Source organism: Nostoc sp. CCY 9925 (assembly GCF_963920935.1).
Classification (GTDB): Bacteria; Cyanobacteriota; Cyanobacteriia; order Cyanobacteriales; family Nostocaceae; genus Nostoc.
Map to the genome: position 1 here is coordinate 1 of NZ_CAWUDO010000158.1, position 12,808 is coordinate 12,808.

A 12,808-nucleotide genomic window follows, 5' to 3' on the forward strand; every position below is an offset into this window, starting at 1 on the left:
GTACAGCATATTCGCATCATTTACTTGTTGTACATAGCCGAGATATTTCTCAGTTTCGGCATAGATATCTGATAGGCGATCGCCTTTAATCAACATCCCCCAAATGTAAAAAGAAACTGCCCAGACACCAAACACCAAATTGCCATTTTCTTGACAGATTTTAAATGATTGCTGTGAAAGCGGTAAATTCGTTTTTAAATGCTGATTATACGGGTTAATTGTATGTGCAAAAATATTATTGGTCTTAAAAATAAATTGAGTACTATTGAAGTGGCGATCGAGTTTTAATGCTAACTTTCCAAATTCATAGGCAGTTTGATAATTTCCTTGATTTGCTAGATTCGTGCCATACAAACAATAAGCAAAACCAGAGCTTTCAGCATTACCATAAGTCAACGATATACTAATCATTAATAGAGTAGCCAGACAACTCAGGTTTTGATGTCCTCCCATATAAGCAGCTGCCCAAACGTCAGCTAAAAGACTCATGCAAACCTTCTGAACTGGATCTGTCATCTCAGGCAAATCAAATAAATCTGCTGGGCGAATTGCTGCCAGTTTAGCTTTTAATTCTGCTTCTTCAGTTTCGATAGCAGCTTGCTGTTCTTCAGAAGTGACAGGCAAATGCATTCCCATGATGCTTAAAGCTTTCAGTCCAGCTTGAATACTAGCTTCGATGTTTTCGCCCTGAGTCATTTTCAGATACATCTGAATCGCATAAATATCTGCCTGTTCAAATTTGTCATGGCTATGATTTAAAGCAATTTCAAACAGCTTTTCTGTTTTGTTAAAATTGCCAATTAAGTATTCACACTCTCCACATTCTCTATATAAATTAAAAGTGAGTTTGTAGTGAGTTTCCCAGCTATCTTCCCTGAGCAAGCCTATAGCGAAAGTGAAATACTTCACAGCGGCTTTATAGGCAGTAGAAGCTTTTGCCTTCTTGCCAGCAATGAAATTTAGTTGAGCGAGTTCATATTTTTGGGATTTTGCATCAATTATGTCAATTCCCTCATTGAACTGATTAACAATATCAAAAATGTTTGCTTCAACAGCCTCTGTCGGTGTAGATTTCAACAACAATTGCCCAATTTTTAAATGAGTAGCTTGCTTTTGAGATTCAGGAATCAGCGAATAAGAGGCTTGCTGGACGCGATCGTGCAGAAATTTGTATGAGCAAGAGTTATGATAATTGTCATGCTGAAATTCAGAATTCGTAATTCTGAATTCCGACTCCTCTTGATAAAATTTGTAGACTTCATTGATGGGAATAATTAAACCTTCCTGCACAGCTTTCCAAAAGTCTGCGGCTGTTTCCAACTGGGATTTTTCATGGACTATTGCCAGAGTCATCAAATCAAATTGGTTGCCTACACATGCCGCTAATTTCAAAACTTCTTGAGTCTGTCTTGGCAACTTTTGGAGTTGAATTGCCATGAATTCGACTACATCATCAGTCAGAGAGAGCGCTCGCACTTGAGCAAGATCGCATTCCCAATAGCCACCCTCAAAATTAAATGTAATTAGTCGATCTTGATGTAGCGCTTTGAGAAACTGGGTGCAGAAGAAGGGATTGCCTTTGGTTTTACTTAATACCAAGTTTGTTAACGGTATTGCTAACTCCAAAGAACAACTCAACGTGTCTGCAACCAAATGATTGACGGATATTTCGTTGAGGGGATCTAAAGTAATCGTATTGACTGTAGCGCCTAATTTTTGGATCTCATCTAAAGTCAGTACCAGCGGATGTACTGGGTTGACTTCGTTATCGCGGTAAGCACCAATTAACAGTAGATAGCCGATGTCAGCTTCACTCATCAACAAGTGCATTAACTTTAATGAAGCAGAATCCGCCCATTGCAAATCATCAATGAAGATTACCAAGGGATGTTGCGGTGCAGTGAATACTTGAGTGAACTTTAAGAACAGCAAATTGAACCGATTTTGTGCTGCACTGGGTGAGAGTTCTGGTGCAGGAGGCTGCTTACCAATGAGACTTTCCAGTTCTGGAATCACCTCAATCATCACTTGTCCGTTTTCACCCAAGGCTTTGAGAAGCTTAGACTTCCACTGTTCGAGTTGAGTGTCACTTTCACTCAGCAGTTGTGTCATCAAATCTCGAAAGGCTTGCACAAATGCAGAGAAAGGTATATCGCGCTGGAATTGGTCAAATTTACCTTTAATAAAATAACCGCGTTGTCGGACAATTGGCTTGTGGACTTCGTTAACCACAGCAGTTTTGCCAATTCCAGAGAAGCCTGCTACTAACATAATTTCAGTGCTTCCTTGGCTGACTCTCTCAAACGCATCCAATAAAGTTTCAACTTCAGGTTGGCGACCGTAGAGTTTTTCAGGGATGATAAAGCGATCGCAAATGTCTCGCTTAGCTAATTCAAATGTTTCAATCTGTCCAGTTTCTTGCAGTTGACGCCGACAAACCTCTAAATCATGTTTCAGTCCTAATGCACTCTGATACCGCTCTTCAGCATTCTTCGCCATCAATTTCATCACAATATCACACAGAACTGGAGGAACCGTTTCTTCATTTTTGAATTTTGAATTTTGCGGAAAGTCAGAGCGGCGGCTTCCGCCGATCTGAACTTTCCAAGAGGGAATTTTGAATTGATCTGGCTGCTTGGCAATGTGACAGTGAACCAACTCCATCGCATCGTTAGACTCAAAAGGTAGCTGTCCAGTCAGTAATTCATAAAATGTAATTCCCAGCGAGTAGTAATCGCTGCGGTAGTCAATCAGGGCGGCCGCATCATGTCAACAAGCAAAGTCTATTCTCAATAGAACTAAAATTAATGTCATTAACTCTTGCTTATTGCGAAAATTTTAGGCGATCGCTTTGGGGCTTAAAAAATAATCAAGCGCGAAATCCTGATTTTTTCGTTGGTTTTTAACCTTCGTTGTGATCAAGAGTAATTTAGATGCGTTTGCCCTGGGTAGTCAATTGAGCGATTCATCCGTCCAGTTTGTTCGGGAGAAAGGTAAACAAGGGTACCTTCTAAGACATTAGGATTCTGAATTTCTTGGCTTTCTCTAGGCAAAAGTGAGGCAATACTAAAATCTATTAACTTGACTTGCTTAGTTTGCGGGTTAATGAGAATGTTGGCAGGCTTGATGTCTTTGTGAATCACCCGATGTCGGTAAAGTCCGTCGAGAATTTCACTCAAAGCGATCGCAATATCTAAAAACTCTTCCAAGAAGTTTGGATTATTCTCCATTGCTGTTTGCATCCATTCCCTCAGAGAAATACCGCCGAAATCCTCCATTACCAAGGCATAGCTATTGCAGTAGGGTTCTAAGCTGTAGGGACGAACAATACTTGGGAGGTCGAGATTTTTGGCAATAGTATACTGATTACGAAACTGGAGGAGTTCACTGAAGGTAGGATACTCCTGATGAAGCAGTTTAATAATCACCGGAAGTCGATCATCTTCTCGAATTGCACGGAAAACCAACGTTCTAAAGCTTGTATAAAGTTGTTCGGTAATTTGATAGTTTAGAAGCTTGGCAATTGGGTTAACTGCTGTATTCATGTTTGATCAACTCTTGTGAAATCAGCGATTTATTTCAACTAGTTTGCCCAAATATGAGGTTTAGCTAACTCAGTTTGATTTTGAGCATAGGCGTAGCCATCGTAGCGGCGGCTTTCCAATACGGTTCGGTTAAGATCCCCTTGCCTACGGCGACCCCCTTAAAAAGGGGGTAAAAGAGGGATATAAGCCCCCCTTTTTAAGAGGGGTTGGGGGGATCTTCGAGGAATAAACACGTTAACCGAACTGTATTGGGCGGCTTTCGCCGTAGACGCCCGAAGGGCGGCTTGCCGCAGGCATCTGTTAGCGACGCAAGAGCGTCACTTTTCAAGATAGACATCGCATTTATTGTCTGTGGCATCCATAGCCAAAAAGCCAAACTCCCCTTATTTCCGGTAAAATCAAGTTCGAGGACTGTGGATTCGGGAGAATTTTGGGGTGCCTACACTTGGCGTTAACATTGACCACATCGCCACCATCCGGCAAGCACGGCGGACGGTGGAACCAGACCCCGTAGCAGCGGCGGTGCTGGCAGAATTAGGGGGTGCAGATGGAATTACAGTCCATCTGCGAGAAGATCGACGGCATATCCAAGATAGAGATGTGCGAATTTTAAGACAAACAGTAAGAACTCACTTAAATTTAGAGATGGCCGCTACAGATGAAATGTTAGCGATCGCCCTCGACATCAAACCAGATTATGTAACTTTAGTCCCCGAAAAACGCGAAGAAGTCACAACAGAAGGCGGACTAGATATCGTTGGTCAAATTGCTAGAATAGGTGAGATCGTTGATAAATTGCAAAGCGCTGGCATTCCAGTTAGTTTATTTATCGACGCCGAGCCAGCACAAATCGAAGCATCTGTCAAGGTGCAGGCCAAATTTATTGAATTGCACACCGGACAATACGCTGAAGCTAAAGACGAAACAAATCGCCACCGAGAATTAGCCGTCTTAGCGAAAGGGTGTGAACAAGCGATTCAAGCCGGACTCCGAGTCAACGCTGGACATGGACTCACCTACTGGAACGTCTACCCGGTAGCTGCGCTAGGTGGCATGGAAGAACTAAATATCGGTCATACCATCATCAGTCGGGCAGCCTTAGTAGGTATAGAACGAGCAGTCCGGGAGATGAAAGAAGCTATACGGGGGGATGGGGCATAGGGCATGGAAAGGGGAAAGGGGAAAGGGAAAAGGGGAAAGGCATTGATTTTTAATTATTCTCCTCTGCCCCTCTGCCTCCCTTGCTCTCCCCCAGAGGGGTTGTAACTGCGAAATCTAGAAATCAATCTTCAGCAAAAACTTCTATGAGCGCAACACAGTCTAACAACCTGCCGCTTTGGGTACAGGATCGCGATCGGGTAATAGCAGAAAGTATTGATACCCAGTGGCGGTATCAGACACCACCGGATTATTCTCGCTCCAAAGAAAATCTGGCTCAAGAAAGTACGCGCAATCACCTTGAGGGTACACTAGAAGCGATCGTGCAAAACTTGGTGCAAACCTTCGAGATGGAAGTATCTTTTAAGGCTAACCCGCAACAGTGGTTATCTATTGTGAATGACAAGTTTCGCGTCAGTACTAATGGCGGAGTAGATTACACAGCAGCAGATTTATCAGCCCAAGGTACTTACAATCTATTCATGCCTGATTCAGAACACTACAAGGCTTCAGAAGAAAGCTTTGAATCATCCGCAAAACTCTTCCACACAACATTTCCCCAAGGATTTCCTTGGGAAGTGCTGGAAGTTTTCTCAGGGCCACCGAATGTAACATTTAAATGGCGGCATTGGGGACATTTTAACGGACAATACAAAGACTATGCACCTACTGGAGAGACGGTGGAAATTATCGGCATGAGCATTGCAAAAGTTACCGATGACTTAAAAATTGTTTCCTTAGAACACTACTTTGACAACAGTCTGTTCTTGACCAAGCTAACATCTGGTGGCAAACAAGCAAATGCAGATAACCAAGGAAGTGCTTGTCCCTTCAGTTCTTGGTTCAAGAAGTTCCACAAAAGTTAACTCTTAAGGGTACAGTGCGTAGTACTGTGCCCTGAAATCATTCACATAACAAGCAAAGGATGAAAATGCAAACATATCATTACGTTTTAGCCAGTCAACGCTTTATTCTCCAAGAAGAACCGATAGAGGAAGTCCTCAAAGAACGCACCCGTCATTACCACGAACAAGAAAAACAAATTGATTTTTGGCTGGTTAAGCAACCAGCTTTCTTAGAAGCGCCCCAGTTTGCAGATGCAAAAGCGAAGTGTCCCCAACCAGCAGTAGCAATTATTTCCACTAATGCCCAATTTATTACTTGGTTAAAATTGCGTTTAGAGTACGTCATCACAGGAGAATTCCAAGCTCCTTCTGAGACAATACCTGACGCCTTGGCATCTTTAGCTACTGTGTCTTAGGAATTGGGCATTGGGAATGTTGACTGGTGGCTGGGGACTGGGGAGTTAGCAGTTAAGAGTTAAGAATTATTCTGTTTGTCTCCCTCATCTCCCTCATTCTCATAACCCATGCCCCATGCCCCATGCCCTATGCCCATTTCCCATTTTTCTTTATAAAATCTTTTATGACACCATAATTTATCTATGTAACTTTTGTGCAGAGATTTCAGACTTTACCAAGTGTTTTAGGATTAGCGATTGCAGGGTTGATTGGTGGCATGAGTTCTGTCTTTGCCCAACAAGCCATTCCCAATTGTCAACCACCCAATGCAGGCGAGTATCTTTTATTAGTAGTCAGTCCCACGGCAGAAAATCAAAAGCAGTTGCGTAGCGCCCTACCGCCTGAACTCAAAACCACCACCTGCCAATATCTCAACGAAACTGTGACGCGCATCGGGGGCTTTAATCAAATCGATGATGCCAATCGCTGGGCAAGATATGTCAGTAATATTGTTGGTTTGTCTGCTATCATTACTACTCGACCAACAGCACCAGATGTTGTACAAGCACAGCCACTTCAGCAGCAGACAGTCACCTATAATCCTCAAGCCTTAGGAGAGGGTTATGCAGTATTGGTAGATTATTACAATCGCCCAGAACTAGCAAATAGTGTACAGCAAGTGGTGGGAGGTAACGTAGGTTTTGCTTCTTATGGAGAACGCCCCTACTTGCTGGCAGTTTATACTACTAACCAAAGTGAAGCATATAACACATTACAAAAGCTAAACGATCGCGGTTTTGTTGCCAGTATCGTCAATAGTCGTAAGGTGATTTTGTTGCGGTCAGCTGTGAGATTTTAACAACAAAGAATTTAGTTAGAAGTCAGGATTCAGAATTCAGTATGAATTCTGCACAAGTGGCAGTGAAGTTAGCAGGTTTAAGTTCCTCACTAAATCTTCTCTACGAGATGCTCTTGCTAGCTTGCTTCCCTGTAGCGGTACAATTTAGCGATCCCCAAAAAAACAGCGGGTCTAAATCCCCCACTAAAAAATTGCTGAATTCTGTATTCTGAATTCTGCATTCTTCTTTAATAAGCAGACCTAGCTAGCCAATAAACGGTTATACCCAAAGCCGACCCAGCTATTACCTGAACTGGTGTATGTCCAAGTAATTCCTTAAGACGGTCTTGGCTAAAGTCTGGTTTTTCATGAAATAATTCATCAATCATTTGATTGAGAATACGAGCTTGCTTGCCAGCCGCTTGACGAACTCCGGCTGCATCGTACATCACAATGATGGCAAAAACCATTGCCACCGCAAAATCAGGAGACGCCCAACCAAGTGTTTGCCCTACACCAGCAGCTAGAGCCGTAACTAAAGCTGAGTGGGCACTGGGCATACCTCCGGTTGTCACTAAAACACGTACATTCAGCTTACGATTTTTGACAATCTCGATTATGAGTTTTAATGCTTGAGCGATTAAACAAGCTACCAGAGCAACCAGCAGCACCCGGTTGTCTAAAATGTTGCCTATATCCTGCATGGTATTGTGGTTAGGTTAGTGATGTGAGTAGCAGTTGTTGGTTGAGGAAACATTTAGATTCAACCCAAAATCCCAAATTAACCTAGTACATCACGGACGAAATAACCCAAAGGTTAAAAATGGACAAAAAGTTAATGCTGTCAACATTTATGCCTCTTGTCTGCGGACGGTGAGCGGAGCCGAACCGTGCCTGTTGCCTTTTTGTACTAATTTTGACGACTGATGATAAAATGGGCGATCGCTTGGAGTGGCTTGGCTCTTTCCCCAAATGGTTCTAACTCCGCGCAAGCTGCTTGAATCAGTTCTTGGGCTTTTGAGCGGGATTGCTCAATTCCCCAAAGGCTCGGATACGTAACTTTCTGAGCTTTTTGGTCTTTGCCAGCTGTTTTGCCTAATTGCTCCTGGGTAGCAGTGATATCCAGAATATCATCTACGATCTGAAATGCTAACCCAATATTTTGAGCATAACGGCTTAGTCGTTGCACATCTTCAGATGATGCCCCAGCTACGATCCCGCCACAAACTACACACGCTTCCAAAAGGGCGGCTGTTTTGTGTTCGTGAATGAAATTCAGCGTTTCTAGAGAAATATCTGATTTACCTTCACACTGTAAATCGACAACTTGACCGCCGACTAAACCAGCTGCCCCCAAAGCCCGGCCAAGACGGATAACTATCTGCAAAACTCGATCTCTGGGAACATTTTCAGGAGTTTGAAGAGCAACATATTCAAAAGCCAGAGCCAACAAACCATCTCCAGCTAAAATTGCCACATCTTCGCCATAGACCTTATGATTCGTTAGCTTTCCGCGACGATAATCGTCATTATCCATTGACGGCAGGTCATCATGAATCAAAGACATTGTGTGGATCATCTCCACTGCACAAGCTGTTGGCATAGCCATTTCGATGGTACCACCGATCATTTCACAGGTAGCAAGGCAGAGAACCGGGCGTACACGCTTACCTCCAGCTAATAACGAGTAGCGCATCGACTCATAAATTGTTTCTGGATAAAGGATGGGAATAGCCCGATCTAAAGCAGTATCACAAAGCCTTTGCCGTTCTTTGAGATAGGCTGCTAGGTTAAAGTTGGCTTCCTCTGATGGTGTCTTTTGAAAGTTATCAGTTGCTACCATTCTTAAATTCCTGACATTTCGAGATTTTTGTCTTATACGTCACAATTTTAAGTTGTTGTGGGGCTGAAAAAATGAGGAGTTGGGAGTTAAGAGTCAAGAATTAGCAGTTACGAGTTGGGAGTTGAGAATTTAACTCATAACTTTTAACTCATCACTTCTCACTTTTTTGCCGCCCTAGAATAGCTAGCAAATGTATTTTGCAACAATAAGGCGACAGTCATTGGTCCAACACCACCAGGAACTGGGGTGATAAATCCTGCTACGGCAGCAGTTGATTCTAAATCGACATCACCAATTAGCCGACTGTTGCCAGTGGCATCAGTGACCCGATTCATTCCCACATCTACCACAACAGCGCCCGGTTTTACCATATCAGCAGAGATCAGTCCGGGACGACCTACTGCTGCAATCAGAATATCAGCATTTTGAGTGATCGCTTTGAGATCGTGCGATCGCGAATGAGCAATGGTGACTGTAGCATCAGCTTCTAATAGCATTAATGCCATTGGCTTACCCACTAAAATACTACGTCCCACCACTACTGCCTGTTTTCCCTGCAAAGGAATTTCATATTCTTCTAAAAGCCGCATCACACCAGCAGGGGTGCAGCTACGTAAACCGATTTCTCCCCTTACTAGCCGCCCCAAGTTCACTGGGTGCAGTCCATCGGCATCTTTATCAGGATCGATTTGATGTAACAAGCTAACAGCATCCAAATGCTTAGGTAAGGGTAGCTGTACGAGAATGCCATCCACCCGTTCATCATGATTGAGTTTAGTAATGACCTCTTCTAATTCCCCTTGGGTCGTTTGGGCGGGAAAATGCTTGCCAAAAGAAGCTATACCAACTTTAGCGCAGGCTTTTTCTTTATTGCGTACATAAGCAGCTGAAGCTGGGTTATCACCAACCATCAGCACTGCTAAGCCTGGGGGTCGTCCAACTTTTGGTTGTAATTCGGTAATGGCAACAAAAAGTTCCTGCTGAATTTTTGCAGCTAAAGCTTTACCATCAAGGATTTTGGCAGTTTGTGTTTTCATGAGAATTTCTGGCTATGTTCGTCTTTTGTCGGAAGTTTGATTGAAAAGGGGAGTGGGTTATCTAAAGAATAAAAGATTAAAGCTGGAATCAGCAGATTTTTTGCTCAGTTCAGAGCATCCTAATGGCGGCGCATCGGCAGCTACGAATGAAACAAACACCTTCTTTGCCCACTCTCTACTTCCTGTATTTCTTAAGACTGTGTTTCTAGAACTGAAGAAAGTACTATAGATGGGAACTGACCCGATCAAAGTGGCGACAAAACAAGCAGTGAAGCAAAAAATTGCTCAATCGGTGGCTTTCATGCAACAAAAGAGAAATTCATCCCTTACGTTCTTGTACGGGGAGAGTATTGTTTTCTACCGTGTAGGATTAGCTTTGTTTCTGGTAGCAGGACTTTCTAGTTGTGGTAATTTAGCCTCCTCTGGCTTGAGTGGAACTGGCTTAAAATTTGGCGCTAATGTCACCCCAATTCGAGAAATTAAACCAGAACGAAAGAATCAGGCTACAGTTTACATCCAAGGTAAGGTAGAAAAGCAAGCTCCGCTGATGAAGCAATGGGCTTATCAAATAGATGACACAACCGGCAAAATTTGGGTTGTCACTAATCAAAAAAGTTTGCCAGAGGGATCGCAAGTAGTGTTTAAGGGTAAAGTTCGCTACCGGAGTATTCCTTTAGCTGGCAAAGAACTGGGAGAAATTTATTTAGAAGAAGAGTAATTTAACAATTAAAAATGAATATATGAGTAACCAACCAGTACATGTAGCGATCGCTATTCTCTACCAAAACAACAAATTTCTCATGCAACTAAGGGACAACATCCCCAATATTCCTTATCCTGGTCATTGGGCGCTATTCGGAGGTCATATCGAACCTGGTGAAACGCCGGATGTGGCAGTCAAACGAGAAATTTTAGAAGAAATCGGCTACACATTACCACCCTTTGTTGAATTTGGTTGTTATCACGATGAAAAAGTTGTCCGTCATGTTTTTCATGCACCACTCTTAGTGGAGTTGAATCAATTGGTTTTGAATGAAGGCTGGGATATGGGATTATTGAGTCCAGAAGATATTCACCAAGGTAAATGTTATTCAAAAAATGCCGATGAAGTGCGACCATTAGGGCAAATGCATCAGCGAATTATGTTGGATTTTATCGAGAAGGATCAAATCTAAATGGGCATTGGGTATTGGGCATGGGAAAAAAGCAGAGGGGCAGGGTGCAGAGGAGAAGTTCCTCCCCTCTGCTCCCTGCTCCCGGCTCCCCTGCCTCCCAGCTCCCCCCAGACAAAATAAAGTTAAAACTCTTGTGGAGTAGTCATCACTAATGCAATCAGCAAACAAACTGCCACGATGGTTAAGTATAGGATTGGCATTCCCCATTATTATTCTCAACGGCTGGCTGTTGCTCCAGGTTGTGCAATATTTTCAACCTCTAGTGAGCATTATTGCCGCTGCTATCCTACTGGCTTTTGTTTTGAACTATCCAATTCAGTTTCTTCAGCAACAAGGGGTGAAACGGAACTTAGCGATTGGGGGAGTGTTGCTTTTGACTGTGGTGATTATTGGGGGTTTAGGCATCACTTTGGTGCCGCTGATTATAGAACAACTCAACGAATTAGCTAATATTTTGCCTAGTTGGATTGATTCTGGTACTCAGCAGTTACAAGCTTTCCAAGATTGGGCGTTAAGTCAACAGCACCTACCCATTAATTTAAGTGCTTTGGTCAGCGAAATTTTAGAAAGATTATCTAATCAACTCCAGTCGTTCACAGGGAGAATTCTCGGTTTTGCTGTTGATACTATTGGTATTGTGGTCAACGTCCTGCTGGCGGTGGTACTGACTATCTACCTCATATTGAACGGCGAACGTCTTTGGGATGGGATTTTTCAATGGTTTCATCCTAATATTGGCTCAAAAATCCGGCAGTTACTCCGAGAGGATTTCCACAATTATTTTATCGGTCAGGCTACATTGGGTGCTGTCTTGGGATTGACCATTACACTAGCATTTTGGATTTTGCAAGTTCCCTTAGCGCTACTTTTTGGCATCGGTATTGGCTTGTTTTCTTTGTTTCCCTTTGGTACAGGAATAGGTATCGCTATAGTCAGTCTTTTGGTAGCGTTGCAAAACTTTTGGCTAGGAGTAGAAGTTTTAGGTGTAGCTGTTGCGATCGACCAAGTTAATTCTAATGTTATTGCGCCTCGGATTCTCGGCAATTTAACTGGCTTAAATCCCGTATGGGTAGTAATTTCGTTACTGCTGGGGGCTAAACTTGGAGGCGTGCTGGGTTTGTTAATCGCAATTCCCATTGCCAGTTTCATTAAGGATACTGCAGATAGTTGGCGTGCTGGCGAGTTTAATAAAATAGATGATATTGAGTTAGACTCTACAAAAGTTACAAATGAAACAGCAGGAACTTATAGTTAGCATTTAATCATTTAAATTAACTACATAGTAATTATATTTGAGTTGTGAAATTGTGGAGACAGACAATTTTGATTCATCTAGCAGTAGTAGTCTCAGTATATTTAGGATCGTAGTTAAGAGGATGTTTGAAAAGTCCTCTTGTTGGTATTAAAAGTCATAGATCCCTCTAAATCTCCCTTAAAAAGGGAGACTTTAATTCCGGTTCCCCCTTTTTAAGGCAGGGCTGTTTCATTCCACAAAGAGCTTTAAAAATCAAGGGTTCTAGCAATTTAAAGATTGGTTATTTTGTTACCAGCGTGCCGCAGCGTGGTCTTGGGGTCTCCCCAAGTGAAGCGACTGGACTAGGTTAGGAGGGATCTAAAAGTGTCTAAAGTCACAGAGAAACAATTTTCAAAGAACCTCTAAGCTTAAGCAAATCTAAATTTTTTAGCCAGATACTTGCTGTGTCCTTATTCAGCTTTGATTACAGCGTTTATAAGCAGGTTTTCACTTACGATTTATTTGCCAAAAAAGAGAAATACAATACTGCATTTTTGGATTAATGACTTAGATTTTACCAATTTTTGGGGTTATGAAAGAAAAAAAAATGAAAAAATTACCACTAAGCTGATTAAACTTAGAGCTGATTCGTAAAGTAAATCTTAAGTAGCTAATCGCCTGACTAAGTAGAATGGCGCAAAAAAACCAAAGTATGTAACGGAAAGTAAAGTTGCTCA

General features: G+C 42.4%; 12 protein-coding genes and 1 pseudogene. 8 read left to right on the forward strand and 5 right to left on the reverse strand.

Features of this window, described 5'->3' with window-relative positions; genetic code table 11:
* Both ACM0OY_RS37185 and ACM0OY_RS37190 read right to left on the reverse strand, forming a co-directional pair.
* Positions 1–2,664, reverse strand: a 2,664-nt coding sequence (locus ACM0OY_RS37185) for an ATP-binding protein (RefSeq protein WP_414573731.1), incomplete at its 3' end; no start/stop codon positions are given.
* A 290-nt stretch (positions 2,665–2,954) separates the two neighbouring features.
* Positions 2,955–3,545: pseudogene (locus ACM0OY_RS37190) on the reverse strand (serine/threonine protein kinase); the annotation flags it as partial.
* Positions 3,546–3,980: 435 nt separating this feature from the next.
* Between ACM0OY_RS37190 and ACM0OY_RS37195 the strand changes: the two are divergent.
* The 5 genes from ACM0OY_RS37195 (at position 3,981) to ACM0OY_RS37215 (ending at position 7,015) form a co-directional block, all read left to right on the forward strand.
* Complete coding sequence (locus ACM0OY_RS37195; protein ID WP_414573732.1) at positions 3,981–4,706, forward strand: pyridoxine 5'-phosphate synthase; 726 nt, start codon at positions 3,981–3,983, stop codon at positions 4,704–4,706.
* Between the two features lie 143 nt (positions 4,707–4,849).
* Positions 4,850–5,569: a SnoaL-like polyketide cyclase gene (locus tag ACM0OY_RS37200; RefSeq protein WP_414573733.1), complete on the forward strand. Its 720-nt coding sequence runs from the start codon at positions 4,850–4,852 to the stop codon at positions 5,567–5,569.
* A 65-nt stretch (positions 5,570–5,634) separates the two neighbouring features.
* The gene (locus ACM0OY_RS37205) at positions 5,635–5,964 is read left to right on the forward strand and encodes an MgPME-cyclase complex family protein (RefSeq protein ID WP_414573734.1); all 330 of its coding nucleotides are present in this window, start codon (positions 5,635–5,637) and stop codon (positions 5,962–5,964) included.
* A 194-nt stretch (positions 5,965–6,158) separates the two neighbouring features.
* Positions 6,159–6,803 carry a hypothetical protein gene (locus ACM0OY_RS37210; RefSeq protein WP_414573735.1) on the forward strand — a complete coding sequence of 215 codons (645 nt, stop codon included), beginning with the start codon at positions 6,159–6,161 and terminating at the stop codon, positions 6,801–6,803.
* A 41-nt stretch (positions 6,804–6,844) separates the two neighbouring features.
* Positions 6,845–7,015 (forward strand): hypothetical protein, encoded by a 171-nt coding sequence (locus ACM0OY_RS37215; protein ID WP_414573736.1) that lies wholly within the window; start codon positions 6,845–6,847, stop codon positions 7,013–7,015.
* Between the two features lie 15 nt (positions 7,016–7,030).
* Here the strand turns inward: ACM0OY_RS37215 and ACM0OY_RS37220 are convergent, their stop codons facing one another.
* The 3 genes from ACM0OY_RS37220 to folD form a co-directional block, all read right to left on the reverse strand.
* Positions 7,031–7,486 carry a divergent PAP2 family protein gene (locus ACM0OY_RS37220; RefSeq protein WP_414573737.1) on the reverse strand — a complete coding sequence of 152 codons (456 nt, stop codon included), beginning with the start codon at positions 7,484–7,486 and terminating at the stop codon, positions 7,031–7,033.
* Between the two features lie 206 nt (positions 7,487–7,692).
* A complete protein-coding gene (gene crtE / locus ACM0OY_RS37225) occupies positions 7,693–8,625 on the reverse strand; it encodes a geranylgeranyl diphosphate synthase CrtE (RefSeq protein WP_414573738.1) in 933 nt (310 codons plus the stop codon).
* 158 nt (positions 8,626–8,783) lie between these two features.
* A complete protein-coding gene (folD, locus tag ACM0OY_RS37230) occupies positions 8,784–9,662 on the reverse strand; it encodes a bifunctional methylenetetrahydrofolate dehydrogenase/methenyltetrahydrofolate cyclohydrolase FolD (RefSeq protein WP_414573739.1) in 879 nt (292 codons plus the stop codon).
* 229 nt (positions 9,663–9,891) lie between these two features.
* Between folD and ACM0OY_RS37235 the strand changes: the two genes are divergently transcribed.
* From ACM0OY_RS37235 to ACM0OY_RS37245, 3 genes are all read left to right on the forward strand, one after another.
* On the forward strand, positions 9,892–10,380 hold the full coding sequence (locus ACM0OY_RS37235; RefSeq protein WP_414573740.1) for a hypothetical protein: 489 nt from the start codon (positions 9,892–9,894) through the stop codon (positions 10,378–10,380).
* A 22-nt stretch (positions 10,381–10,402) separates the two neighbouring features.
* A complete protein-coding gene (locus ACM0OY_RS37240; protein ID WP_414573741.1) occupies positions 10,403–10,837 on the forward strand; it encodes an NUDIX hydrolase in 435 nt (144 codons plus the stop codon).
* Positions 10,838–10,988: 151 nt separating this feature from the next.
* Complete coding sequence (locus ACM0OY_RS37245; RefSeq protein WP_414573742.1) at positions 10,989–12,092, forward strand: AI-2E family transporter; 1,104 nt, start codon at positions 10,989–10,991, stop codon at positions 12,090–12,092.
* The last annotated feature ends 716 nt before the right edge of the window (positions 12,093–12,808 follow it).

What these genes read in the sequence shown, in the direction of transcription:
- ACM0OY_RS37200 (WP_414573733.1), top strand. Translation starts at nt 4,850, where the DNA reads ATGAGCGCAACACAGTCTAACAACCTGCCGCTTTGGGTACAGGATCGC.
- ACM0OY_RS37205 (WP_414573734.1), top strand. Translation starts at nt 5,635, where the DNA reads ATGCAAACATATCATTACGTTTTAGCCAGTCAACGCTTTATTCTCCAA.
- ACM0OY_RS37215 (WP_414573736.1), top strand. Translation starts at nt 6,845, where the DNA reads ATGAATTCTGCACAAGTGGCAGTGAAGTTAGCAGGTTTAAGTTCCTCA.
- ACM0OY_RS37220 (WP_414573737.1), bottom strand. Translation starts at nt 7,486, where the DNA reads ATGCAGGATATAGGCAACATTTTAGACAACCGGGTGCTGCTGGTTGCT.
- crtE (WP_414573738.1), bottom strand. Translation starts at nt 8,625, where the DNA reads ATGGTAGCAACTGATAACTTTCAAAAGACACCATCAGAGGAAGCCAAC.
- folD (WP_414573739.1), bottom strand. Translation starts at nt 9,662, where the DNA reads ATGAAAACACAAACTGCCAAAATCCTTGATGGTAAAGCTTTAGCTGCA.
- ACM0OY_RS37235 (WP_414573740.1), top strand. Translation starts at nt 9,892, where the DNA reads ATGGGAACTGACCCGATCAAAGTGGCGACAAAACAAGCAGTGAAGCAA.
- ACM0OY_RS37240 (WP_414573741.1), top strand. Translation starts at nt 10,403, where the DNA reads ATGAGTAACCAACCAGTACATGTAGCGATCGCTATTCTCTACCAAAAC.
- ACM0OY_RS37245 (WP_414573742.1), top strand. Translation starts at nt 10,989, where the DNA reads ATGCAATCAGCAAACAAACTGCCACGATGGTTAAGTATAGGATTGGCA.